The following is a 26,036-nucleotide window of genomic DNA, read 5'->3' on the forward strand; positions in this document are numbered from 1 at the left end:
GCCAGCTCCCACCGTTTTTGACCTGCGGTGTTCTCTAGAACTGCCAGTTGAGGCTCAGCCCCACGCCCTGGGTTTTCTCGCGGCCACCCAACTGGCCGTTGTAATCCAGGTTGACCCGTGTGGTCGGGCTCAACGCCAGGCTGGCCTGCACGCCCACCAGCGCCGCGTCACGTAGCAACGGCGAACTGCGCACGGCAAATGACGGCCCGCCGGCAACAAACGCCAAATGTTCTTCTGATTCCACCGCCGTGAGGCTGTGCTGCCAGCCCAGCGAACCGGACAGTTCCAGTTGCTGATGGTCATTCAACGGCAAGGTTTTCAACGCGCGCAGGCCCAGGGTGCTGAGTACCGCATCACGCCGATCACTGCCACGCTCCAGGGCCGCGGCGTCGCCTTTTTCGTGGAATGAGTCACTGTCCAGGTGCACGTACGCCAGGTTGGCGAACGGCTCCAGCGCCAGCGGTTGCAAGTGAATGCGGTACGCCGCCTCGGTGAACAACTGCGCCGTGCGCGCATCCAGCTTGGTCTTTTGCTTGCCGCTGACGTCGCCGTATTGCAGGTCGCGTTTCACATCACCGCGATGCCAGCTGTAGGCGCCGCCGACGCTCACGCGCCAGTCACCCAGTTCACGCCCGGCATACGCGCCGAAGTGGTAACTGTCGATGGACGCCGATGAGTGTGTGCCACTGCCCAGGTTCAAGGAGCTGTCGCTGTAGCCTGCCACCACACCCACACGGGTCTGCTCGTCCAACGCACCGTCCACACCGGCCAGCAAGCCACCAATCGAGGTGGTCGAGCCTGCGGTTTCGCTGCGGCTGTCAGCCTTGCCCCAAGCCCCGAGCGCTTTGAGCCACAGGTTACTTTCGCCGTTCACCGGTACATGGCGCAGCCGCTCACCCACAGCCTCACGCAGTTGCAGGCTGTCGTTGATCAGCATCGCGCCAATCGCCGGGTAAACCTCGCCGGACAGTTGCTGCAAGCCTTGCCGAGCGGTTGCAACCGAATCGGACTGCAGCAGGCTTTCATACACCGGGTTGCCCGCGCCCAGTTGCTCGGCAGCGGCGGCGACAGCGCGCTGGTTACGGTTGGCGGCGACGCTGGCAAAGGTCGCTCCGTTGCGCCCCACGTCCAGTTGCACGCCGTTGGCCGCATAGTCGAGGGTGCCGCCAAGGAACAGGTAGTTGGGCAGCACTTGACCAAACTGCCCCTGGATGCCGCCCGCTGCCTGCAGGATGGTGTATTGGCGGCCGATCAGGCTTTGCACCTGGCTCTGGCTCAGCAGCGTCGGGCTGTTTTCCAGCGCCAGGGTGACGGTGCCGCCGCCCAGTACGGCGTTGCCACCGGCGACAATGCGGTCGCTGCTGGTCGGGGTCAGTTCCACCGCATAGGTGGAGCCCGCGCCCAGGTTCACATCGCCCGCCACCTGCAAGGTGCCGACCGAATTGCCCGGTGCCACGGTGCCGCCGCTGTTCACCGCCAACGCGCCGATGCGCCCGGAGCCGCCGAGGGTGCCGCTGTCGTTCACGGTCACGGCCGAGGTCAGCGAGCCGTTGACCGCCAGCAGGCCGCCATTGACGCTGGTCGCGCCGCGGTAGGTGCTGTCGCCGCTGAGCAGCAAACTGCCGGCGCCGGATTTGATCAGGCTGCCTTCATATACGCGGTTCGCGGCGGCTTGATCACGGGCGGTGCCGACCGCGTAGTCAGTCTGGTCCTGCTGACTGGCAGTTGCGCCCACGCCGTTTTGCCAGCCCTTGTCGATCAGGGTTTGCTGCCAGGCTGTGTGCTCGGCGCGGTCTTCGGCCTGGCGCTGGAGCAACGCCTGGTCGGTGATGCCGTTGCTCCACACATCGCCCTGCCCGGCCGCCAGGTTGACGTTCATCGAACCGAGCAATTGCCCCGGCCCGTGCATCGCCCGGCCCAGGTCCGGCACGCCCCAGCCCACGGTGGTATTGGGTGCCTGGGTAATTGAGCCGTCGAGTTGCGTGGCGGTGGTCAACAGCACCTGCAACGCCTGCTCGTTGTTCAAGTACGGGTAGCGTTCCATCACCAGCGCCAAGGCGCCGGTGGCGTGCGGCGCCGACATCGACGTGCCGGACTTCACCCCATAACCGCCGCCTGGAACGGTGCTGTTGATCAGCGCGCCCGGGGTGGAAATGCACCAGTACTTGGCGATGCCGCACTTGTTGTATTTCTGGTTATTCGCCTTGTCCAGGCCCGACACCGCCAGCCAGTGGCCTTCCAGTTCCGGCTGGAAGTACGGCAGCGCCGAACGCACGCTGGCATTCGCGTAACCACTGTTGCCGGCGCTGAACACATTGATCACGCCGGCCTTGGCCACATCCGCTGCCGCATCCAGCCAGGTGCCCTGGTTGTAATGCTGGGCGTAGGCGGCATGCAGACCGTCGAGGGTCTGGTAGCTGACGTCCGGCGGCTGGCTGCCCCAGCTGTTATTGATGGCGCGCACGCCGGAATCCACCAGCGCGGTGTACACCGCCTTGAAGTATTTGGGGTCCGGGGTGGGGCCAAACAGGAAGCTGTCGTTGGCGTTGGTGTTGCCCACATAGACTTGCGCGTTGTACGCCACGCCATGCATGCCCACGCCATCACGCGCCGCGCCCATGGTGCCGGTGACGTGGGTGCCGTGGGAGTCGTTGTTGGGGTTGAGCGCGCCGGTGGTACTGAACGCGCTGCCATTGACGTAAGTGCCGGTGGCCGTGACCGGGTGGAAGCGGTCTTTGGAGGCTTCCGGGTGATCGGTATCGAACCCGGAGTCCAGCGCGCCGATTTTTACCCCGCTGCCGCTGATCCCGGCGGCGTAGGCCTCATTCGCCTTCATGCGGTCCAGGCCCCAGTCACTCTGGAACTCGGCCGAACGCCAGCTGGCGGGGTTACCCGGTAAACCGGTCTCGGTGTATTGCGCCTGTGCCGCAACGGACAACAGGAGCAAGGAACCTGCGGTAAAGGGTTTGAAGCGTGATGAATCGGTGATCATCTAAACCATCCTTATTGTTTTTATAACTGCTCATTTCACCGGGCCGAATGCCTCATCGACTTTCGCCAGGTCGGTGTCGCGCAAGTTGCCCGCGTAGTAGTGCAATTTGGTCCAGGCCATCAAATAGTCGTACCGCGCCTGGGCCAGGTCGCGACGGGTGCTGTACAGCTGCTGCTCGGCGTTCAACGCGTCGAGGTTGACCCGCTCGCCGCCGAGGATGCTCTGCTTGGTCGACACCACCAGCGCCTCGGCCGAGGTCAGGGCCTTTTGATACGCGCGCAATTTGCTTACCCCGGACAGGCACGCGCTGAACTGGCGGCGCAGCTCGATCAGGGTTTCGCGCGTCTTGCCTTCCAGCTCGTACTCGGCCTGCTCCATGCCGCGACTGGCTTGGCGGGTGGCGGCCGAAATACCGCCACCGGCGTACAGCGGCACGCTGACTTCGATGCCGATGGTGTTGGTGTCGTAGCGCTGGTTGTAAGTGTTGCCGCTGTCGGACTCCTGTTTGCGCGAGCTGGCATACGCGGTGATCTTGGGCAGGTGCCCGGCGCGGTTGCGCTCCACTTCATAGCGCGCCACTTCCACGGCCTGGCGCTGGGAAGCGAGGGTCGGATTATTGGTGATCGCCAGTTCATGCCAGGTGTCGTAGTTGGCCGGCGTCAGGGTGAAGGCGGCAAAACTTTGGTTCAGCGGCGCCAAATCCTGGATGTTGACGCTCTGCACACCGATCAACGCGCCCAACTCCCTCAGCGACGCGTCCTGCTCATCCAGCGCCTGGATCTCTTCGGCAGTGGCCAGTTCATAACGCGATTCGGCTTCGAGGATGTCGGTACGCGTACCTTCGCCCTGCTGGAACAGGTGCTGGTTTTGCTGGAACTGCTGCTCGAAGGCCTTCTTTTTGGCGCGGGCGATGTCGATCTGGTCCTGGGCAAACAGGGCCTGGGTGTAATAGCTCAGCACCCGCACCAGCAGCGCCTGGCTCTTGTCGCGAAAGCTTTCATCGGCGAACAACGACTGGGCCACGCCCTTGCGGTAGTTGGCATAGGCTTCGTAGTCGAACAGCGGCTGTTGCAGGCTGAAGGTCGAGCCATAGCTGTTGTAGTTGCGGTCGTCGCGGTAGTTGCCGCCGCGCCCGTCCGGCAGGTGCGCCTCAGAGTTGTTGCGGCCCTTGTTGTAGTTGTACGACAGCTTGGGCAGCAGCCCGGCGCGGCCGATGGTGCGGTTTTCCAGGCCGGCGTCGCGCTCCTTGATAGCGCCGAGAAACACCGGATCGTTACGCAAGGCTTGCTCATACACATCAAACGGGCCCATGGCAGCCTGGGCAGAGCCACACATCAACAGCAGTGAAATGAACACAGGTTTCATGCTCATTCCTCGGTCAACGCGGAGCCGGCGCGATCCAGCAGCGGCTTGAACAGGTAATTGAGCAACGAGCGCTCGCCGGTGCGCACGAACATCTCGGCAGGCATGCCCGGCTTGATCACCAGGCCATGGAGTTTTTCCAGTGCGGCCTCGCTCACCGTGGTGCGCAGCACGTAGTACGGCTGGCCGGTTTTTTCATCAAGCATCTGGTCGGCAGAAATCAGGCTGACTTCGCCCGGCACGCGCGGGGTGCGGCTCTGGTTGAAGGCGGTGAACAGGATATCCACCGGCAAGTGCGTGCCAACCTTGTCCACCAGGTTCACCGGCAAACGCCCTTCGACTTCAAGACGTGTGCCCTGGGGCACGATTTCCAGCAGGGTTTCACCGGCACGCACCACGGCGCCTTCGGTGTGCACGCTGAGGTTGACCGCAATGCCATCGGCTGGTGCGTTGATTTCACTGTGCTGCAGGTCGAAGCCGGCCGAGGTGAGCTGCTGCTCCAGGGTCAGGCTGCGCAGTTGGGCGTCGGCCAGTTGGCTGCGCACTTCCTTTTGATATTCCTCGCTGTGCTGCTGCAACTTGAGCCGTGATTCAAGAATGCCCTGCTCCACGCGGCCGCTTTCGCCGGCATTCTGCGCCAGGTCCTGTTGCACCTGGGACAGTTGACGCTGGTAATCGAGCAAGCGATTGCGCGGGATATAGCCGTTGTCGGCCAAGGGTTGCAGGTTGGCCAGTTGGTCGCGCAGGGATTGGGCCTGGGCGGACAAGTCGCTGCGGGCACGGCGCATGCCGTTGAGTTGCGAGGTGGCACCGTCGATATTCGCGCGAATCCCGGCTTGCTCGCGGGAAAACGCCTCGCGGCGGCTGCTGAACAGTTGGCGTTGGCCTTCCAGCACCAGGGCCAGCGCCGGATCGGGGTTGGCGCTCAACTCGGCCGGAAAGGTGATGCTGGAGCGGTTATCGCGCTCGCTCTGCCAGCGCGCCACGCTGGCCCAGGCCATGCGGTACTGGGCTTGCAGGGATTGCACGTCGGCCTGGTTCTGGGTCTGGTCGAGACGAAACAGCGGCTGGCCTTGTTTGACCACCTCGCCCTCCTTCACCAGAATCCGGCTGACCACGCCGGGGCTGAAGGTTTGCACGGCTTTGCGCTTGCCCGACACCACCACCGTGCCTTGCACCGGAATGCCTTGGTCCAGAGGCGCCAGGCTGGCCCAGAGAAAGAAGCCGCCGGCGCCGACGATGGTCAGCAGCCAACCCATTTTTACGAAAAAACCGGCATCACGTTGCTCAAATGTAAGGCTGCTCATGCGCCTGGATTCCTTCCGGCTTGGTACTGACGGCTGAGGCTCACGCCGGCCTTTTCTCGTGGTGCTTCCTGCTGCTGGCCCGACAAGGCGCGCAGCACTTCCTGGCTGGGGCCGAAGGCCTGCAAACGGCCTTCGTTGAGCACCAGCAACTTATCGGCCTGGGCCAGCGCCGAGGACCGGTGCGTCACCAGCACCACGCTGCTGCCCTGGGCTTTCATCTGCACGATGGCACTGGCCAGCGCGGCTTCGCCGACGGTGTCGAGGTTGGAGTTGGGTTCATCCAGTACGATCAAGCGCGGCCCGCCGTAGAGCGCGCGGGCCAGGGCCACGCGTTGCTTCTGGCCACCGGACAGGCCGCCGCCGTTGTCGCCCAGCACCGTGTCGTAACCCTGTGGCAGGCGCAGGATCAGCTCATGCACACCGGCTTGTTGCGCGGCCTGCACCACCCGTTCCGGGTCGGCGTCGCGAAACCGTGCAATGTTGTCGGCGATGCTGCCGCTGAACAGTTCGATGTCCTGGGGCAAGTAACCGATATGGGGGCCTAGGTCGTCGCGGTCCCAGCGATGGATATCGGCGCCGTCCAGGCGCACTGTGCCGGCCAGGGTTGGCCACACACCCACCAGCACGCGGGCCAGGGTGGATTTGCCCGAACCCGACGCGCCGAGCACGCCAAGCACTTCGCCCGCACCGAGGTTGAAACTGACCTGATGCAGGGTCGGCACGCGCCGCCCGGGCGGGCCGGCGCTGACTTGTTCGAAACTGACCTGGCCGTTGGGCGCCGGCAGCGCCATGTGTTCGACTTCCGGCGGAAATTCGCGCAGCAATTCGTCAAGTCGCTGGTAAGCCAACTTGGCCGAACTCCACTGCTTCCACACCGCAATCAGTTGGTCGATGGGGCTGAGCACGCGGCCCATGAGGATGGAACCGGCGATCATCATCCCGGCGGTCATGTCGCCCTTGATCACCAGAAAGGCGCCCAAGCCCAGCACCAGTGATTGCAAACACAGACGAAAGGACTTGCTCAGCGAGGTGATCACCGAGCCGGTGTCGCTGGCCTTGTTCTGATAGCCAAGAAATTGCGAATGCACCGCGAACCAGCGCTTGCGCAACGCGCCGAGCATGCCCATGGCCTGGATCGTCTCGGCGTTGTGCAAATGGCTGGTGGCCAACTGGGTCGATTGCTGGGAAAACGCGCCCGCCTCGCCCAGCGGTTTTTTGGTCAGGTATTCATTCAGGCACGCCAGCGCGATCAGCAGTACCGCGCCCGCCGTTGCCAGCACGCCAAGCCACACGTTGAAGAGGAAAATCACGAACAGGTAGATGGGAAACCACGGTGCATCAAAGAACGCGAACAGCGCAGGCCCCGTGATGAATTGGCGGATCACGGTCAGGTCGCCAAGGGATTGCCCGGCGTGCCCCTGACCGCGCTGCAGGTTGCGTTCAAAGGCGGCTTTGTAGACGCGCAAGTTGAAGCGCCGCTCCAACTGGCTGCCGATCCGGATCACGATAAAACTGCGAACGACTTCCAGCGTGCCGATAAACGCAAAGAAGCCGACGACCATCAACGTCAACATCACCAGGGTGGTTTCATTCTGGGAGGACAACACACGGTCGTACACTTGCAGCATGTAAATCGACGGCACCAGCATCAACAGGTTAATCAATGCGGTAAAACAGCCGATGCTGATCAAAATACTCTTGTATTCACCCAACGCCCTGAATAAGGGCGCAACCGCATGGGACTTCGCCATATCTTCTGATCTTCCCTGAAGCGAATTACGCGCACTAGTTGCCCAGACCCCACAGTAGGGCGGCCAACTATTAAAATCGGGTTATATGCTTATAACTGTTAATTAAGGTGTTCGTTGCAGGACAACTTCGGGAATTGAAGGCGTCTGCCCTTTATATTCGCCGTCTTTTTCACGGTTCAAATGGATAATGCCCGTGCCCTGGGCGTTCATCAGCCAGATGCCGTCCGGGGTCGGCAACCAGGTCAGCGGTTTATCGCCTAGCCATTGCGCGGCGCACGCCACGTCACCGGCCAGCGCGTTAGGCTGGTCCAACAGGTCCAACGCGCACACTTGATCCTGCTGGTGCAACTGCCAGTGGCCGGCCAACTGGGCGGTGGTGGGTAAAACAAGACTGCTAGCCATTGCGTGGGCTCCTGCCGACACGAACAACACCTGTGAAGCACAGGCGATCAAATGAGAAAAACGCGGCATGTGCTGCTCCATCATAGAGCGCGGCGCCGGAGCGCCGCGCGCTTTACATCACGCTACGATGTCGCTGACCGCAGCCTGGCCAACGGTGGTGACGAGGAAATCCGCCACACCGTGCCCGGAGAAGTCCACGGCCAAGGTGCCCAGGTTGGTACCCGAGGCATAGCTGAGTACAGCATCGCCGGCATGCCCGGTAAATGCGTTGACGAAGCTCAAGCCCGCACCTTTGGTGATGCCGGACAGGTCGATCTTGTCCGAACCCGAGGTGAAGTCGAAGATCTTGTCAGCAGCACCCGGCTTGGAATCGGAACTGGCACCGTACACGAAGGTATCGTTGCCGGCGCCGCCCCACAGTTGGTCCGCACCGCCACCGCCGTAGATGATGTCGTTGCCGGCACCGCCCTTGATGAGGTTGGCTGCGTTGTTACCAATGATCAGGTCGTTGCCCGAACCGCCGAAGGCGTTCTCGACCGTGACGCCCTTGGCGATGGACACGTTGCCCACCAGGCCGCCAACGTCGGAGAACGAGGCCTCATTGAGGTTGATCTTCTGGTTCTGGGTAAAACCGGAGAAGTCCAGGGTGTCGTTGCCACCACCGTCCCATACCGAGAACACCAGCTTGTCGGCATTGGAAGTAGCGCTGTAGAAATCACGCCCGGTGTTGGAGTTGAAACCGTAGGTGGTGTCACCGGCGCGGGTGCTGTAGTTGGCACCGTAGAGCTTCTGGATCGCGGCAATGTCGTCGATCAGCGGGCCTGAAGCGTAAGCTTCGACGCCGCCTTTGGTGAAGTTCTGGTTGGTGTTGCTTTCGCTCCAGTAACTCATGACGCTGTAGCCACGCGTGTCCTGTCCATAGTCCGCGTCTTTGTACGAAGGGTTGCCGGTCCCGGCGTTGTAGTCGCCAGGGTGAGCCAGGCCCAGGGTATGGCCGATTTCGTGGGTCAGGGTCTGCCGGCCGTAGTTGTTCACGTCCGGGGTCTTGTTCGGCGTGTAGCTGCTGTTGGTCAGGTACCACGAGGTGCCGTCGTAGCCTGCGCCGGTGCCGGGCAGGTAAGCGAAGGCAGCCGCGCCATCCTGGCCACCGCTGTAGTTGCCGAAGGTCATGTGCGTGTCACCGCCCGAGGCGCTTTCGGTAAAGCTCACGTTGGCGACATCCGACCAGGATTGCATGGCCAGTACGGCCTGTGCTTTCTGCTGGGCGTTGAACTGGCTGAACCCGGAGATCCCATGTTTGTTCAGGGTGGCCGAGGAAGCCGAGGTGAGGAAGGTGTAGGTCAGATCGATCTTGCCGTTGTGATTCACATCCTTGTACGAGGCGCCATCGCGCAGCAGGTGGTCCGCTGCCTGGTCCACGGAAAAGGACGGTTTGCCATTCACCGTGAGGTTGCCGCCACGGTCGTACAGATGGCTGAAGCTATCGATTTGCGAGTAAGCAGTGCTGGCTTGCGCGGCAGAAACAATAGCTTTGTCTTTTACTTTTGACATAAACGTACTTCCTTGTTTGCAAGTGCATCAGTCTTTGGTCGATAGGAACCCCGCGGGCGAGATCGTCCTATCACTCGCCTCTTTTGAAGGCGTATCGAAACTGACACAACTTGAAATCTTTCGTCTACAAATATTTCCGCGATGAAAATGTGACGTGGATTCAAGTTAAGGAAGTCGCAGGCAGTGTTTATTGGGGACAACTGCGTTTGCGCAAAAGCGCCGGCCCGAGTGGTATTTAAATATTAAATAGCAGTAAAGCCGCTCAACTTGAGCGGCGCACTTGAATAATGGATCCAATATATTGTCACGGTGTCATTGGCGACATTAAAGAGCCACTACTTAGATAATTAATTAGAGTTGTCCCCTATTACGGGGACACGCTCCAACCGCACTTGTTTAGTGCGGTCAATAAGGTCTCATCCGCCAGGCCGGGCACCCTGACGCCGTCCTCGGTGGTCATGTCCTCGCCGGCCAGCATGGCGTTGATGATCGCCTCCTCCACCGCCTCCGCCGCTGCGCTGAACAACGGCGAAATATGGTCGTTGTTGAGCATCTGCAACGCGCTGCTCAGCGGCAGGTTCTTGCGCCCGTAATCGGCCGGTGGCAGCTCGTGGTTGCCGGTGGCGAATGCCAGGAACAGGTCGCCACTGGAATCCTCGGTGCCACCGCCGGTGCGCGCAATACCAATCGAGGCGCGTTGCGCCAGGCGCTGGCATTGGTGCGGCAGCAAGGGCGCGTCGGTGGCGATGATCACCACAATTGAGCCCATGCCCGGCGTGCCACGCGCGGCAAACGGCGAAGCAATGCCCATCAAGTGGCGGCCCACCGGGTAACCGTCGACCCGCAGTTCCTGACGCTTGCCGTGGTTGGCCTGCACCAGCGCGCCGACGGTCCAGCCGCCCTGCTCGGCCGGCAACCGCCGCGAGGCGGTGCCGATGCCGCCCTTGAACTCATGGCAGATCATCCCGGTGCCGCCGCCCACTGCGCCTTCCTGCACCGGGCCGCCTTGGGCGCTATCCAGCGCCTCGCGCACATGCTCGGGCTTGACGTGCTGGCCCCAGATGTCATTGAGCAGCCCGTCGTAGGTTTCCATCACAACCGGCATGCACCAATACACCGCCGGGTCCGCCAGGCGCTCACGCTCCAGGGCGATCAAGGTGTCACGCACCACGCCGATGCTGTGAGTGTTGGTGATGGCCACGGGCGTGGTCAGCAATCCCGCTTCGCTGATCCATTCAAGGCCGGTGGCATCGCCATTGCCGTTGAGCACGTGATACCCGGCGAAGCACGGCTGGTGCCGCGCCTCGCCTTCGCGCGGCTGGATCACGGTGACACCGGTACGCACTTGTTTGCCGTCGATACACGCCTTGAGCGTACTGTGGCCGACCCGAACGCCCGGCACATCGGTGATGGCATTCAATTCGCCGGGCGTGCCCAGCCCCAACGTGATGCCCAATTGACGTGCACGCATACCCACTCCTTACAATTTTTGATACGCCGGACTCAACCGGCCACTGATGCAATAAAAAATGACCGACAGCGCGAGCAAGCCGATGATGATCATGATGTCGCGCACCGACGCCGCGTAGATCAAGGTCACCAGCAGGTAACCTGCGCCCAGCACGGCCAACACCGCCGGCAGCGGCCATAACGGCATGCGATAAGGATGCTCGCGATCACGCAGCAGCACCCGGCTCATCAGCGCGCACAAGGCCACCGCCAGGTACACCAATATGATCAGTAACACGCTGAAGGATGTGAGGTCCGCCAGGTTGGAGCTGAAACTCAACAGCGCCGACGGGATGGCCAGGAACAAGGTTGCCAGCCACGGCGAATCCCAGCGCGGGTGAATGCGCGTGAACAGTGTGTTGATGCGCGGCGTCCACAGCGCATCGCGGCCGCTGCTGAACACCACGCGGCCAATCTGGATGACGATGGCGACAATCGCGTTGAACACTGAGAGGAAGATCCCCGCACTGACCAGCCGCGACAGCGTTTCATTGCCGTGGCTGGTCAGCAGGTAGCCGATCGGGTCCGGGCTGCTGATCATCGCACTCAACGACGGCGCGCCGATCAACAGCGCGGTGATGGGCACCAGTTCGATCACCACCACCAGCCCCAGTGACCACAGCACCGCCTTGTGCACGCCTTTGCCGCCACACTTCATGTCTTCAGCCAACAACACGGCGGGGCCGTAACCGTTGTACGAAAACAAGCCGATACCGACCGCGCCGATCACCAAGCCCCACGGCGCCAGGTGCAGCACGCCGTTTTCGACGATTTGCGGCTGGAACAACACGCTGGCCGGCTGCACCGGGTTGCCGAAGCCGATGCACACAATCACCAGCAACGCGGCGATTTCCAGCAGCAGGCAGGTGCCGGTGATCCAGGCGTTGAGCTTGATATTGAGGATGCCCAGCGCGTAGCTGCACACCACGATGACCAGGGCGACGGTTTGCGAATCGAACTGCGTGCCCAGGGCATTGTTCAGGTAGGTCGCCGCGCCAGTGGCCAACACCGGTGGGATAAACAGCAGCATCACCAGCACGGTCAGGAAGGTCGCGTAGCCGGCCATGCCGCCAAACACCCGCTTGGCGTAGACGTATTCGCCACCGGCACTGTTGCGCGCGCGGCCCAGCTCCGCGTAGCAGAAGGCGAACATCAAGGCGAGCAAGCCGGCCATCACAAACGCCAGGAACACACCACTGCCCGCTTGCTGGATAGCAAACGGGGCAATCACAAACACGGAACTGGCCGGCGTCACCGCAGAAACGGTGATGGTGACCACATCGAACACGCTCAGCGTGGGTTTGAGCACGCCGTCTGGCGCGGGGGAAGCACTCATATCGTTATCCTCTGTCGTTGTTTTTGATGTGAGGCAGAAACGAAAGGTCTGGCGTTTGCGGGATATGTTTCCCACTGGATGGTCGAGAAAGTAAACGCTGCGTGTAGGCAGGCCAATTCCCCTATTGGCGTACTCCCCTTGACGGTACGCGCTAAAAGCCGAACCCTTGGCCGATATTTTGAGGGTGGGAGCCTGTGAGATGAGCCTGTTCAGAGAGGTCGGCATGCACGCAGGCCTGGGCCGCACCGTCGCGCATATCGGCACCGAGCGGTTCTGGAAGCAACTGGTGCTGTTGCTACACCAATGCCTGCCGTTCGATAACGCGCTGGCGATTTTCTATCCTGCCGACGGCCCGCCCCAGGCCCTGGAAGAATACGACGCCCAGCCCAGCAGTAAACCGGCGTCGATGCTGGTGTACCTCAATGGCCTGTACTTGCTCGACCCGTTTTACCAGGCCTGCCGCGAGGGTTATGCCAGTGGTGTGTATCGCCTGGAGGAAGTCGCGCCGGATCATTTCCGCCAGAGTGAATACTTCCTCAACTACTTCCACGACAACGTGCTCGAGGACGAGGTGCAGTTCATCCTGCAAGTCCCGGGTACGGGGACCTTGTCGTTATCGCTGGGCATGCAGCGGCGGTTCAGCGTTGAGGAAACCGGGTTGATGACGATGCTGGCAGCCTGGGTGTTGCCGTTGATGCACCAGCATTGGCAGCAAAGTACCCAACGCGCGCCGGCGATGGACAGCCAGATCCGGGATGCGCTGAGCCTTTTCGGCAGTGGTGTGCTCTCGGAGCGGGAGCTGGAAGTGGCGCGCCTGGTGCTGCGCGGGTTCTCGTCCAAGGCCATGGCCGAACGCCTGAAGATCTCGCCGGACACCGTGAAGGTGCACCGGCGACACCTGTACGCGAAGCTGGATATCTCGTCACAGCCGGAGCTGTTTTCGTTGTTTATCCAGTCGCTGGGGCATGATTTGGAACACCCCTGACTGCATGCGCGGTTGTAATGAGCCGGGTTGTTGTGGCTGGCAGGGTTACTGTGGTGAGCAGGGTTACTGTGGTGGGCAGGCTTGTTGTGGCGAGCGGGCTTGCCCCGCGTTGGGGCGCGAAGCGGCCCCAGTAGGGATGAATGTGGTGTATCAGGCGGTCCTCAGCGGCAGGTTTTGGGGCCGCTTCGCAGCCCAACGCGGGGCAAGCCCGCTCGCCACAACAAGCCCGCTCGACACAGGGAGCCCGCTTCTCACAACAACCCCTCGCCACAGCAGCTAAGCCTATCGCCCGGTACGAATGGTGTTCCACACCCGTGTACGAACCCGGTCGATGTTCAGCGGCATTGCTTCGAGTGCAAACAGCTTGCCCATCATTTCCGGGCTCGGGTACACCTTGGTGTCGGCTTTGATCGCCGGGTCCACCAGGCTGTCGGCGGCGGCGTTGCCGTTGGCGTAGTGCACGTAGTTGGTGATGCTGGCCATCACTTCCGGGCGCAGCAGGTAGTTCATGAACGCATAGCCGGCCTTTTCGTCAGGCGCGTCGGCCGGCATGGCGACCATGTCGAACCAGATGGCGGCGCCTTCTTTGGGAATGTTGTAGCCGATGTTCACGCCGTTCTTGGCTTCCTTGGCGCGGCTCTCGGCTTGCAGGATGTCGCCGGAGAAGCCGACGGCCACGCAGATGTCGCCATTGGCCAGGTCAGCGGTGTACTTCGAAGAGTGGAAGTACGCCACGTACGGCCGCACTTTCATCAGCAGGTCTTCAGCTTTCTTGTAGTCCTCGGGCTTTTTGCTGTGGTGCGGCAGGCCCAGGTAGTTAAGCGCCGCCGGCAGCAGTTCCGGGCCGTTGTCGAGGATCGCCACGCCGCATTTTTGCAGCTTGGCCATATTCTCCGGCTTGAAAATCAGGTCCCAGGAATCCACCGGGGCGTTGTCGCCCAGCACGGCCTTGACCTTGTCGATGTTGTAGCCGATGCCCGTGCTGCCCCACAGGTACGGGAAGCCGTGCTGGTTGCCCGGGTCGTTGTTTTCCAGGGCCTTGAGCAGCACCGGGTTGAGGTTTTTCCAGTTCGGCAACTGGCTCTTGTCGAGCTTTTTCAGGGCGCCGCCCTGGATTTGCCGGGCCATGAAGTGGTTGGACGGAAACACCACGTCATACCCGGATTTGCCGGTCATCAACTTGCCGTCGAGGGTTTCGTTGCTGTCGTACACGTCGTAAGTGAAACCGATGCCGGTCTCTTGCTGGAAGTGCTTGGTGGTGTCCGGCGCGATGTAGTCCGACCAGTTGTAGATCTTCACCGTCTCGGCGGCCTGGCTGATAGTGGCCACCAACATCAAGGGCAACAGGGCAATGGCTTTCATGGTTCGATTTCCTGGCGGTTTTAGGGCTGTTTTTATGGCAGGCGATCAAGGATCAAAGCGTTACAGAATCAATACATAGGTCTTGCGCACGGTTTCCTGGATATCCCAGACTCCGGTGCTGTTGGCCGGCAACATCAGTGCATCACCGGCTTGTATGTGGACGACTTCACCGTTATCGGGCGTGAAGGTGCAGCGGCCCTGGATAAAGTGGCAAAACTCCTGGGATTTGATCTGCCGACGCCAGCGCCCTGGCGTGCACGCCCAGATGCCGGTTTCGACGCCGTCGTTGCGCTCCACACTTAAGGTCGAGGCCACGGCGACGGGCTCGCCCAAGGGCACGGCCACCGGTGACGAGTCCGGCAAGTGGGCATTCAGCGTGTCTTTGAATTGAGTGATGCTCATGGGTTTTCCCGTGTGAGTGAAACGTCTTAGTGCATGAAGCCTTCCATGAACCCGGCCACGCCGGTGGCCAGCTTGCGGCGCCAGGGCGCGGTATTGGGGTTGGCCAATACCTGGTCTTCATGGACGAAACTGCGAATGATCGCGTTGTAGCCCAGCCAGCGGCACGGCTCGGGCTCCCAGGCCTTGAGCGCGTCCAGGCCACGTTCGCGAATCACCCAAGGCTGGGTGGTCAGCGGCGTATCGAGGCCCAGGATCAAGTCAGCCAGGGTGCGGCCACCCAGGTTGCTGGCGCCTACGCCCTCCCCGCCGTAACCCCCGGACAGCGCGATGCCGGTCTTGTGGTCACACAGCATGTGCGGTCGAAAGTGACGTGACATGCCGAGGTTGCCGCCCCACGAGTGGGTAATCCGAACCTTCTTCAGCTGTGGGAAAAGTTCGCCAAACAGGTAGCGACGCAGTTCCACTTCGCTGTCGGTCAGGTCGAAGTTGTGGCGCAATTTACCGGCGAACTGGTAGCCGCCCCGCGCGCCGAACACCAGGCGGTTGTCGGCAGAACGCTGGCCGTACGTGACCTGGCGGCTGCTTTCGCCGAAGGCCTGGCCGTGGCTCAAGCCAATTTCATCCCAGGTGCTGGCGGGCAGCGGCTCGGTGGCGACAATCAGGCTCTGTACCGGCAACTGATAGCGACCCAGCGGCGGCAGCGTGGTGGCATAGCCCTCCACCGCCGGCACCACCCAAGCGGCCCGCACTCCCGCCTTGGCGGTGCGCAGGCTGCCGGACTGCCAATGGGTGACCGGGCTGTTTTCGTAGAGGGTGACGCCCATGCTCTCCACGACGCGCGCCAGGCCACGCACCAGTTTGGCCGGGTTGATCGTCGCCACATGCGGCGCGTAGATGCCGCCATAGGGTTTGGCGATACGGATCTGTTCGGCCAGCTGTTGCGGGCTCAGCCAGCGGTAATCGTCTGCTGTCAGGCCTTGGGCGTAGAGTTTTTCGAGGTAGCGGCGCAGGCTGCCTTCCTGCTCGGGGTAGCGCGCGGCGCAGTACAGCGCGCCGCCCTTGCGGTAGTCACAGTCGATGCCCTCACGGGCCAGCACCCGTGCCACTTCATCGGGAATGCCGTGCAGCAGGTCAAAGGAGGCGCGGCGTTGTTGCGGGTCAAGCCCGGCGAGCAGGCGATCTTCGCCGAGCAAATTGCCCATCAGCCAGCCGCCGTTGCGGCCAGAGGCGCCAAAACCTGCGGTTTGCGCTTCGATAATTGCAATTTTCAGCTCGGGTGCCTGGCGTTTCAGGTAATAGGCCGTCCACAGGCCTGTGTAGCCGGCACCGATGATGGCCACGTTGACGTCCAGGTCATGCTCCAAGGCCGGCCGCGCCAGCAGCGGGTCGTCCAACTGGTCCATCCATAAACTGATATTGCGCCATGCCGGCATGCCAAGCTCCCCTACCTCGTTTCGATAGGCTGGATCCTAGAGCGCGGTGTTATGGGCTGTCTTGCGCGCGTGCACGCAGAGAAATTTGTTTGACGTAGGCCTTGGGCGACTGGCCGGTGTGCTGACGAAAGGCACTGTAAAACGCCGACAGTGAATTGAAACCGGCGGCGAACGCCAGGTCATCGACTTTTATCGGCGGTACGGCGTTATCCAGCGCGGCCAGCAAGTGTTGAAGCCGGGCCTGGTTGACGTAGCGGTAGAAGCTCTGCCCCAGCACCTGGTTCAACAGGTAGGAAATCTGATTGCGACTGTAGCCGCATTCCTTGGCAACCCGTTGCAGGTCAAGTTCCGGGTCCAGGTAGGGCTGCTTGAGTTCGAAATAGTGTTGCAGGTCATTGGCCATGTGCCCCAATTGCTGGGGCGACAAACCCAGGCGGCTGACCGTGGGGCGCATGGCCCGGGTTGGCTGTTCGTGCACCAGTGACGCGTATTCGTTGACCCGCCAGATCAGCCCGTCACGCACAGTGATGGCCTCGCTGGTGCGAAACGACACCAGGCCCTGGCCGCCCCGCAAGGTGATGCGGTACTGGATGAACGCGGTGTCGCCGTCGGCACGAATGCGGTCGGTGTGCTCAATGGCTTCATCGGCGCCACGCGGCATGCTGGCTTGCAGGTAGTCACGCAGTTCGGTGTAGCCGATGACGCGGTTCTGGAAGAAGTCGTGGTACTGAATGTCCGGATGGTAATAGGACATCACGCCATCCAGATCGCGATGGCGCCAGCACAGGTGGTGACGCAGCACCAGATCGCCCGTGGCTTGGGTGTGTTGGCAATCGTCGTCCGGAGCGGTCTGCGGCATGGGCGGCTCGGTTGCGGGTAAACCCTGAAGAGTGCCGAATTTCAGGGCAGCCTTCAATGGTCAATTGGCGCTTCTGAATAATGGCCTTTTGCCTAGCTTGTAGTAGGAGATGACCCACATCAAGGTATTGAAAAAGAACTGCCCAACGGGCCCAAAAAAGTCACCTTGCGCTTGCGAACGGGTGCTATTTTGAACTTCTTCGATGCCCTGACCAGTGACGGTCATGGCCCCTGCCGCGAGCTAAAGGAAGCGCTCAATGAAGAAGGTGGGCAACATGAATAAAGTGACATTTCCCAACGCTTGCCAGCTGATGCGCTGGCATTTTCATCCGATGGGGTTTGAGGGCAGCATGGACGCCCCCGGCAGCATGGTCGCCCGCCTGTTTGATCGCAGCAGCGGCGAAACGTTGATCGCGATTGCCGGCATTCCCTGTGCCACCGTGATGAATGCCGCCGATGTAGAGCGCATCATCGAAGCCGTCGAAGCTGAGCTGGAGTGTTTTGTGCCGCCGCTGTCCTTGCGGGCCTGACCTCAGGTTATCCGGGGACGTATAGCTCATGTGGGAACGGCTGGCGCCTTCCCACATCACGCTGCACTCACTGGCCACGGTGATCGTCAAAAAACGCTTTGTTGCCATCTACCCGTTCCGAAGCCCTGGGCACATTCACGCCCTGGCCCTCCGGCTTTTCCACGTACCAATAGCAATGGCTTACCGCTCGGGTGATACCGACATAGGCCAGGCGCAGCACTTCGTCTTTTTGGGCAGCGTCATACGGCTCGCTGTCACCGTCCTTGCCCAGGCCAGCCATGCGGTAGACCTGATTCTTGTAGGGCGAGCTGGTCACATGCTGACAATCACCCAGCAGAAATACCGCATCGGCCTGTAGCCCTTTGGCGCTGTGATAAGTCAGCTGTCTCAGCCTGCGGTCCGGTAACGGCAAGCTAGAATCAGCATTAACTACAGACTGAATATGCTCTTTAATCAATAACTTATCGCTACTTTTTCGATAAAGCATTAACACCGACTCGCCTCTTTGATAGTGCGTCAGCAACTGCCGAGCCAACGCAGCATCGTCGCGCTCAAGCACCGTCACGGGCACCAATGCCTTTGGCTCGCCACTGGCCTTGGCTTTTTTGCCGGGGATTGCCGGGGCGGCGCGCACAATATGCTCGGCGGCGTCGATGATGTGCTGGTGGCTGCGGTAGTTCTCACTCAGCATCACGCGGGTGGTGCTCGGCGACGGGAATTCGGTGTTGAACGCCATGAAGTATTGGGGTGAACTGCCGCGCCAGCCATAAATCGACTGCCAGTCATCGCCCACACACAGCAAGGATGAACGTTGTGCGCCGCGGCCTACGTGCATCGCCGGGCCGCGAGCGCGGATTTCGCGCAGGCTGGCGCGAATCCACGACACGATCTGCGGTGACACGTCCTGAAACTCGTCGATCATCAAGTGCGACATCGGCCGTAGCAACGGATCGCTGAGCAGCTTGAGATTTTCCGGGGTATTTTCGCCGAACAGCGAAAACATCCGGTTGTAGGTCATGATCGGCGGCGATTGATCGAGCAGGTGATCTTCCAGGGCTTTCCAGAAGATGCTCAGGGCTTCAAAAAACAACCGGTCGGGATCGTCCTTGGCAAAGCTCATCTGGCCCACGGCAGTCGGCACGTCCAGGCCGAGGTTCTCAATGAACCCGGCAGTCATCACAAAGCTGTCCAGCAGCGGCGACGAGGCGAGTTCACCTTTGACCTTGTAATCGAAGCCCGGCCCTGCGGTAGCATCGCCGGCCAAGCTGCTTAATAGACGCTTGGAAGATTCATAACTATCTAGCCAAATCATAGGCTTACGACAGAAAGCTTGAAACAGTGTGCGCTTTACTGCCCACTCGGCGCGCACCGAAAGCTTCGAATTCGGCCGACTGATCTGAGCGTTTTCGCGTGAATCGAAGCCCAGCATCACCCAGGCGTCCAGCTGCGGAATATAGCCATGACAGTGAAACTGCGCGCCATTGATCTCAAAGGTCTGGCGGCTCGGCTCAATGCCCTTGATCGGCCAGGCGCCCGCACGAAACCACAGGTCTTCGATGACATCGCAAAGTTCTTCATCACGCTTGGCGGCCAACTCGGTCACGGCGATACGCTTTTGCACATCCGGATGGTCGCGCTCCAGTTCTTTGAGCTGCAGGCCATGACGGGCCAAGGGTGCAATCAGCTCACGGAAACGCTCGTGCCGGCCGTGCAGCCGGTGGTAACAGGCATTCATCTGTTGGCGTTGGGCATCGCCGATGCGCAGGTCGAATGGGTTGCTGTCCGCGTCCTCGACACCGCTGCTGAGGTTTTCGAACGCCTGCAGCCGTTCAAAGCCGGGCAAGCTGCGCACCATCGGCAAGATGCGCGAGTGGAAGGTTCGCACCACGGCCTGGGCTTCTTTACTGCCAAGGGGTTGGCCCCACAGGCTGAGAATTTCCATGAGCTTGTTGATGAAGTCCTTGCGCGACTCGCGGGTAAACGTCACCACGGTCATCGAGCTCAGTTCAAAGCCCAGGTAATGGGTGAGCAACAGGATCCGCAGCACCAGAGAGGTGGACTTACCGGCACCGGCACCGGCGATCACCGACGTCGAAGGCGTGTCGCTGAAGATCATTTTCCATTGCGCGCTGCTCGGCTGTGCATGGGCCGGCAGTAAACGCGCCACATCCGCTTTCATGCGCTTTTTCACGTCGGCGCTGAGCGGCAGCCGCCAGTCGTCGAACAGGCTGTCATCCACACCTGGCGCCTTGTGCTCATCGGGACGCAAGTCACGGATCAGCAATACCTGACGGCCCTCTTCTATTCCGTCAGCCTTGCCTTCGCGATAGCCATATTCCACACCGGCTTCGTGCCCGCTGCGAAATCCGTCAGCCTGGCCGTGCAGCCAGGAAAACCGATGCTGCGCGCGTAAACGCGTCAGGCCGTGGCCAAACAAGCGGGCGGCCAGCCGTTTCAGCAGCGGCATTTCTGCCAGAGGTCGAAGCTCAGGGGGCAAATCAGGCGTTTGTTGCGGCACGCGGACTCCAGCGATGAGGTTGGTTTTGGCGAAGGCGCCATGGTCGCCGGAATCGGCGCTCAGTTCCAGCCAATTGCTTTGACGTCATGCAGTTAGGCGATGAAGTGAAAGTTGAAACGCCTGTAACCAATCGAATAATTGGATGAGAATACGGCAATTTTTACGCTTTTTATCGATCATGCACTGGCGGATCATGGCCTCCATCATCAGGAGACTCTCATGCTCGAACTTCGACCTTTCAACACGCTGGGCGGCGCCCATCATGGCTGGCTTGACGCCCATCACCACTTTTCATTCGCCCAATACCACGACCCCAAGCGCATGCACTGGGGCAACCTGCGGGTATGGAACGACGACATTATCGCGCCGGGCACGGGTTTCCCGCAGCACCCGCACCGCGACATGGAAATCATCACCTACGTGCGCGAAGGCGCCATCAGCCACGCCGACAACCTGGGCAACAAGGGCCGTACCGAGGCCGGCGATGTGCAGGTGATGAGTGCCGGCACCGGGATCGCCCACAGCGAATACAACCTGGAGGCCACGCCGACCAAGATTTTCCAGATCTGGATATTCCAAACGAGGCCGGCTTGCCGCCTTCGTGGGGCGCCAAGCCCTTTCCTCAAGGGGATCGCGAGGGCTTTGTGACCCTGGCCAGCGGCAAGGCCGGTGACAGCGAAAGCCTGCGCATCCGCGCTGATGCACGCCTGGTGGCGGCCAACCTGAAAGCGGGCGAAAGTGCCGAGTATCGGCTGGACAGCGGGCGCCGCGCGTACCTGGTGCCGGCGACGGGCGTGATTGAAGTCAATGGCTTGCGTGCGCAAGCGCGAGACGGCGTGGCGGTTGAGGATGAGCAACTGTTGCGGGTGACAGCGATTGAGGACAGCGAGATCGTACTGGTCGATCTGGCTTGAAGTGACGTTCGTTAACCTGAAGATGTGGGAGGGAACAACCCCTCCCACATCGGGTATGGCGTGATTACTGGCTGATTGCGCCGTCGACCAGCACCTGCGCTTCTTCCACCAGTTGCTTGAGGTGATCCTCGCCCACAAAGCTCTCGGCGTAGATCTTGTAGATGTCCTCGGTGCCCGATGGGCGCGCGGCAAACCAGCCGTTTTCGGTCATCACCTTCAAACCGCCAATCGCCTGGTTGTTGCCCGGTGCATGGCTGAGGATCTGCTGGATGCTTTCCCCGGCCAATTGCGTGGACGTGACCTGTTCCGGCGACAGCTTGCCCAGCAAGGCTTTCTGCGCCGGGGTGGCCTTGGCGTCGACGCGGATCGCGAAGGGCTCGCCCAGTGCGTCGGTCAGGCCACGGTAGATCTGGCTTGGGTCCTGGCCTTTGCGCGAGGTCATTTCCGCCGCCAGCAGGGCCGGAATCAGGCCATCCTTGTCGGTGCTCCACACCGTGCCGTCCTTGCGCAGGAACGAGGCACCGGCGCTCTCTTCGCCGCCAAAACCCAGGGAGCCTTCAAACAGGCCATCGGCGAACCATTTGAAGCCTACGGGCACTTCGTACAGACGACGGCCAATACGCGCGGCCACGCGGTCGATCAAGCCACTGCTGACCACGGTCTTGCCCACGGCGGCATCGGCGCGCCAGTCCGGGCGGTTCTGGAACAGGTAATCGATAGAGACGGCCAGATAATTGTTCGGCGCCAGCAGGCCGCCGGACGGCGTGACGATGCCGTGGCGATCGTGGTCCGGGTCGCACGCGAAGGCCACGTCGAACCGCTCCTTGAGGCCGATCAAGCCTTGCATCGCATAGCTGGAGGACGGGTCCATACGGATCTGGCCGTCCCAGTCGACGCTCATGAAGCGGAAGGTGGAATCGACTTCAGTGTTCACCACGTCCAGGTTCAAGCGGTAATGCTCGGCAATCGCCGACCAGTAGCGCACCCCTGCGCCGCCCAGCGGATCGACGCCCAGGCGCAAATCGGCGCTGCGGATGGCGTCCATGTCGATCACGTTGACCAGATCGGCCACGTAGCTGTTGAGGTAATCGTGGCGGTGCGTGGTATCGGCCTTGAGCGCCTGGGCGTGGGTGATACGCTTGACCCCGGCGAGTTTGTTGGCCAGCAGCTCATTGGCCTTGGCTTCGATCCACTTGGTGACGTGAGTATCGGCTGGGCCGCCATTGGGCGGGTTGTACTTGTAGCCGCCGCTTTGCGGCGGGTTGTGCGACGGCGTGATCACGATGCCGTCGGCCAGGCCCGTGGTGCGGCCGCGGTTGTAGCAGATGATGGCGTGGGAAATTGCTGGGGTCGGCGTGTATTCATCGCCCTCGGCCAGCATCACGTGCACGCCATTGGCCGCCAGGACTTCCAGCGCACTGGCACCGGCCGGTGTCGACAGCGCATGAGTATCCAGGCCGACGAACAAAGGACCATTGATACCTTGGGCTTCGCGATACAGGCAGATGGCCTGGCTGATGGCGAGCACGTGCCACTCGTTGAAGCTCAACTCAAACGAGCTGCCGCGGTGGCCGGAGGTGCCAAAAGCCACGCGCTGGGTGGAGATCGCTGCATCAGGCTGGCCTGTGTAGTAGGCCGTGACCAGTCGCGGGATATCCACCAGCAACTGAGCTGGCGCCGGCTTGCCCGCAAAAGGACTGATAGTCATGCATGAACCTCGAAAAGAAGGATTTGGAAAAAACGACAGTTTACTGAGAGTTGGACTACTACGCGACGGTATCGATCCTACAAAACTCAGAGAAATTTCACGCATCTAGCCTGTTTGTGCCTGCCGCAGGGCATCAGCCAGTGCCACCAGCGCAACTTCCAGGTTGGGCTGCCCATGAAAGGTATGGCTCAAACGCATGTGCTGATGGTGCAGTCCGCCGACACTGAACAACTCGCCGGGTGCCACCACCACCTGCCGGGCCAGCAAATACTGGAACACCTGGCGCATATCCACCGCTTGGGTCGAACCCAACCAGAAGGTCGCGCCGCCGGCAGGCATCCGATAAGTCACTTGATCGCCCAAATGCTGCTCGAGCAGCTGACTCATTGCCCCGGCTTGCTCGCGCAGCAACTGACGCAGGGTGCGCAGGTGCTGATCAATCTGCCCGCTCTGATACAGGCGGGCAATCGCGCGTTGACGAATTGACGACAACCGGAACGAACGCAGCAGAAACTGGCGCTGCAACTGGCTGCTCATGTGCCGGGACAGCACGTAGCCATACGGCGCTTCTGGGCCGAGAATTTTCTCGAAGGAGGAAAACACCATCAGCCGCTCCGGGTTCACCAGATCGCGCAAGGCCGTGTGGGGTGGTTTGAAACTCAATTCCCCGCACGTGTCGTTCTCCAACAGCCAGCACCCATGTTGGTCGAGCAATTGCGCCACCTTGAGGCGATCGCGCAACGCCATCGCCACGCCGGAGGGCTGGCTGACCGTCGATGACAGCAGCACCAGGCTCACGCGCTCGTCGCGCAGCAGGCCTTCAAGCGACACCAGGTCGAGGCTGCCGTCGTGCGCCCAGGGCAATTCGAGCAGGCGGATACCAGCATCCTGCAGCAGGCGCAGGATCAGCCAGTCGCAGGGCGACTCGATAATCACCGTAGAACCGGGCAGGCCAAGCACCTCGATGAGGATATCAAGCACCCCGCGCAGGTCGGCACCGATATACACGTCGTCGGCGTGCCAGCAGCGCGTCGGCGACGAGGTGTAACGCGCCGCCAGCGCTGCGCGCAGCTCCCACACCCCACATGGCTGGGACCAGGGCTGCAAGTGGTGCGGGTACTGGCGCACCAGCTCCCGCTCCAGGCGCAACAGTGTGCTGTCCAGCGACGCCAACAAGGCAGGCTCATCGCCACTGAGCACGACCATGCCCGGGCGTCGCGCGGCCACGTAGAGGCGCTCGAGCAAATCCCCGCTTGGCCACGTCGAGGCACTGCCGGCAAGCGGCCAGGCGTAATAGCCGGACTTGGCCACTGAGTACACCCTTCCCTCTTTCTCCAGCAGCGAGTAAGCGTACTGGATGGTGGAGATGGACACGTTCAGGCGTTGGGATAACTGGCGCAGAGACGGCAGCTTCACCCGGCTATCGCTGCTGACCTCATCAATCAGGTTGATCATGTAGCGATACACCGCCTGATAGGCGAAATCCGCCTGCCGCACGCCACGCAGGGTCATCGCCCGGACAGCTGCAAGGCCATGTCGGCAGTGGCCGTCGACCGTTCCTGACGGCAACCACGAGCGGTACTGCCGGCGCCGCCAGGCATTGGCCGCTTGCGGTACAGATGCTGGAGCAACGGCAGCGGCAGTCCGCTGGCGTCGGTGACCCATTGCTGCAGCATCTCGGCAGCGGGCTTGCCCTGCAGCACTTTGTGCAGTTCCGGCAGCGCCACCAGCATGCCCGAGTGGCACTGGCGCAAATAACCTTCCAGCCGCTCACCGTGGTGGATAAAGGGCGAAAACAGCAGACAGATCAACTGGCCCTCATCCAGGCCAAAAAACCGCTGGGCGTGCTGGGCCGACACGGCGCGTCCTTCGCGGCTGACCGTTTGGGTGATCAATGCTTCGCACACCTGTCGACGACGCAGGTAATTCGCTGCCTGCAGCATGAACCCTTCGACGCCCGCTTCGTAATCCAGCGCCCTCAGGCTCTCGGCTTGCAGGCCGCGCAGGTGCGCCATCAGCATTGGGTTGGCAAAGGTCGGATGACTCAGATGAAAGCCCAATGGGTCCGGGTTATAGGCCATGAACTCGGTGAGCAACGGCGCGCAACCGCGGTCAATGCCATCCAGCAGGTCGGCGATACCGATGTACGCGAGGTGGCGGTGGCCACCCGGGCTGGTGTCGCTCTTCGCCACGTAGTGCTCACCGTACAAGTCGCGATAAATGTCGTCACTCCACTGATCCATGCGCGCGAACAGCCCATTGAGCGTCGCGGGCCTGCCCGCAGGAACCTGAACGCCCGCGGCCTGGGCGGTCTTTTTCAGCCAGGCGAGCAACTGGCCCTGCTTGCGCGCGCAATCGCCGCTGACCAATGCATGCACGCCACCGTCCCAGGCGGTGACGCGCTGGTAGAAGTCGCCCAGGGCCAGATAGGTCTCGTTGCACAGTGTTGCGCGAACGTCACCGGAGGACAGATGCCCCATCATCAGCATGTTGCGCTGGCTGGCCTCGCGCCCAGTGGCGGAGGCCGGGCGCTGGTGGTTGAAAGGCAGCACCTGGTGATTTTCCACCATCAGCAGTTCAACCCGTGGGTCGTCGTGAAAAAACAACTGGCTGTAGCCGCGGTGAAGCGTGTCGAGCGTGCCTTGGGTCATACCGCTGTGACGCAAGGTGGCCACCCGCAGTTGGAACGTCCTGGGGGCGCGGCCGGCAATGCTCAATTGCGCGGCACGCAACAGCGCCAGGGTGTAGCTGCTCACTTCACCGCCGCCATGGGCCACCAGCACCTTGTAATCGCCCACCTGCTCCATACCGCCAGCGGCAACGACAATCCGCTGTATCAACAATTGAAGTGCAGTGCGTTCTGCACGATTGAAGTGCCCGATGAGCCGTTGCAGTACTTGCTGGTAAACATAATTCATAGCTTGTTCGTGAATAGCGCTCATAGCTCTACTACCTGAGTTGAAATATCAGTTTCAAGCAACTACCGAGACGCACTGCCCGGTCTATTGCATCTGTAAGAAGGGGTGCCCGCGCTACCGTGTTCGCGATAAATAAACACTAGCACTCTGCAATTAACCGACATGGAATATGCACCGGCGCACCGTTGGAGCATCCAT

General features: G+C 61.4%; 18 protein-coding genes and 1 pseudogene. 3 read left to right on the forward strand and 16 right to left on the reverse strand.

The annotated features are described in order from the left end of the window. Nucleotides 1–34 precede the first annotated feature (34 nt). The 8 genes from L8K08_RS11535 to L8K08_RS11570 all read right to left on the reverse strand — a co-directional run bounded on the left by L8K08_RS11535 (nt 35) and on the right by L8K08_RS11570 (nt 12,210). Nucleotides 35–2,992 (reverse strand): autotransporter serine protease, encoded by a 2,958-nt coding sequence (locus L8K08_RS11535; protein WP_242196882.1) that lies wholly within the window; start codon nt 2,990–2,992, stop codon nt 35–37. 30 nt (nt 2,993–3,022) lie between these two features. Beyond that, nucleotides 3,023–4,357 (reverse strand): TolC family outer membrane protein, encoded by a 1,335-nt coding sequence (locus L8K08_RS11540; RefSeq protein ID WP_145160562.1) that lies wholly within the window; start codon nt 4,355–4,357, stop codon nt 3,023–3,025. A 2-nt stretch (nt 4,358–4,359) separates the two neighbouring features. Then, nucleotides 4,360–5,661 (reverse strand): HlyD family type I secretion periplasmic adaptor subunit, encoded by a 1,302-nt coding sequence (locus L8K08_RS11545; RefSeq protein ID WP_106578107.1) that lies wholly within the window; start codon nt 5,659–5,661, stop codon nt 4,360–4,362. Then, complete coding sequence (locus tag L8K08_RS11550) at nt 5,658–7,412, reverse strand: type I secretion system permease/ATPase (RefSeq protein WP_242196885.1); 1,755 nt, start codon at nt 7,410–7,412, stop codon at nt 5,658–5,660. Before L8K08_RS11550 ends, L8K08_RS11545 begins: the two co-directional genes overlap by 4 nt. 102 nt (nt 7,413–7,514) lie before the next feature. Beyond that, nucleotides 7,515–7,883 (reverse strand): protease inhibitor Inh/omp19 family protein, encoded by a 369-nt coding sequence (locus L8K08_RS11555; RefSeq protein WP_106578105.1) that lies wholly within the window; start codon nt 7,881–7,883, stop codon nt 7,515–7,517. Nucleotides 7,884–7,931: 48 nt separating this feature from the next. Next, nucleotides 7,932–9,365: a serralysin family metalloprotease gene (locus L8K08_RS11560; protein ID WP_106578104.1), complete on the reverse strand. Its 1,434-nt coding sequence runs from the start codon at nt 9,363–9,365 to the stop codon at nt 7,932–7,934. 367 nt (nt 9,366–9,732) lie between these two features. After that, nucleotides 9,733–10,836: a P1 family peptidase gene (locus L8K08_RS11565; RefSeq protein WP_242196888.1), complete on the reverse strand. Its 1,104-nt coding sequence runs from the start codon at nt 10,834–10,836 to the stop codon at nt 9,733–9,735. 9 nt (nt 10,837–10,845) lie between these two features. Beyond that, nucleotides 10,846–12,210 (reverse strand): APC family permease, encoded by a 1,365-nt coding sequence (locus L8K08_RS11570; RefSeq protein WP_242196891.1) that lies wholly within the window; start codon nt 12,208–12,210, stop codon nt 10,846–10,848. Nucleotides 12,211–12,409: 199 nt separating this feature from the next. Here L8K08_RS11570 and L8K08_RS11575 point away from each other — a divergent pair, with 199 nt between their 5' ends. Beyond that, nucleotides 12,410–13,195, forward strand: a complete 786-nt coding sequence (locus L8K08_RS11575; RefSeq protein WP_242196894.1) for a helix-turn-helix transcriptional regulator — start codon at nt 12,410–12,412, stop codon at nt 13,193–13,195. 282 nt (nt 13,196–13,477) lie between these two features. Here L8K08_RS11575 and L8K08_RS11580 read toward each other — a convergent pair whose 3' ends face one another. Genes L8K08_RS11580 through L8K08_RS11595 form a run of 4 tightly spaced genes read right to left on the reverse strand, consistent with a single transcriptional unit; the run spans nt 13,478 to nt 17,251 of the window. Next, nucleotides 13,478–14,557, reverse strand: coding sequence for a polyamine ABC transporter substrate-binding protein (locus L8K08_RS11580; RefSeq protein WP_242196897.1), 1,080 nt, complete (start codon nt 14,555–14,557; stop codon nt 13,478–13,480). Nucleotides 14,558–14,617: 60 nt separating this feature from the next. Next, complete coding sequence (locus tag L8K08_RS11585; protein ID WP_242196899.1) at nt 14,618–14,959, reverse strand: cupin domain-containing protein; 342 nt, start codon at nt 14,957–14,959, stop codon at nt 14,618–14,620. 26 nt (nt 14,960–14,985) lie between these two features. Next, the gene (locus tag L8K08_RS11590; protein ID WP_242196901.1) at nt 14,986–16,392 is read right to left on the reverse strand and encodes an FAD-dependent oxidoreductase; all 1,407 of its coding nucleotides are present in this window, start codon (nt 16,390–16,392) and stop codon (nt 14,986–14,988) included. A 49-nt stretch (nt 16,393–16,441) separates the two neighbouring features. After that, entirely contained in the window at nt 16,442–17,251 is an 810-nt protein-coding gene (locus L8K08_RS11595) for a helix-turn-helix domain-containing protein (RefSeq protein WP_242196903.1), read from the reverse strand. 256 nt (nt 17,252–17,507) lie between these two features. On the opposite strand from L8K08_RS11595, the gene L8K08_RS11600 reads away from it, so the two are divergent. Further along, a complete protein-coding gene (locus L8K08_RS11600) occupies nt 17,508–17,780 on the forward strand; it encodes a DUF1652 domain-containing protein (RefSeq protein ID WP_145160542.1) in 273 nt (90 codons plus the stop codon). Nucleotides 17,781–17,847: 67 nt separating this feature from the next. On the opposite strand, the gene L8K08_RS11605 is transcribed toward L8K08_RS11600, so the two are convergent. Continuing rightward, on the reverse strand, nt 17,848–20,298 hold the full coding sequence (locus L8K08_RS11605) for a UvrD-helicase domain-containing protein (RefSeq protein WP_242196905.1): 2,451 nt from the start codon (nt 20,296–20,298) through the stop codon (nt 17,848–17,850). A gap of 219 nt (nt 20,299–20,517) precedes the next feature. Between L8K08_RS11605 and L8K08_RS11610 the strand changes: the two are divergent. Continuing rightward, nucleotides 20,518–21,212, forward strand: a pseudogene (locus L8K08_RS11610) (pirin family protein). A gap of 64 nt (nt 21,213–21,276) precedes the next feature. On the opposite strand, the gene pgm reads toward L8K08_RS11610, so the two are convergent. The 3 genes from pgm to L8K08_RS11625 all read right to left on the reverse strand — a co-directional run bounded on the left by pgm (nt 21,277) and on the right by L8K08_RS11625 (nt 25,862). Then, nucleotides 21,277–22,920, reverse strand: a complete 1,644-nt coding sequence (gene pgm / locus L8K08_RS11615; RefSeq protein WP_106578094.1) for a phosphoglucomutase (alpha-D-glucose-1,6-bisphosphate-dependent) — start codon at nt 22,918–22,920, stop codon at nt 21,277–21,279. 105 nt (nt 22,921–23,025) lie between these two features. Next, complete coding sequence (locus L8K08_RS11620; protein ID WP_242196908.1) at nt 23,026–24,432, reverse strand: PLP-dependent aminotransferase family protein; 1,407 nt, start codon at nt 24,430–24,432, stop codon at nt 23,026–23,028. Then, on the reverse strand, nt 24,429–25,862 hold the full coding sequence (locus L8K08_RS11625) for a hypothetical protein (protein ID WP_242196911.1): 1,434 nt from the start codon (nt 25,860–25,862) through the stop codon (nt 24,429–24,431). The genes L8K08_RS11620 and L8K08_RS11625 overlap by 4 nt, the downstream gene beginning before the upstream one ends. Nucleotides 25,863–26,036 lie beyond the last annotated feature (174 nt).

The sequence above is a fragment of the Pseudomonas sp. TREG-RG-20F-10-E-6-01 genome, from assembly GCF_022662455.1.
Taxonomy (GTDB): Bacteria; Pseudomonadota; Gammaproteobacteria; order Pseudomonadales; family Pseudomonadaceae; genus Aquipseudomonas.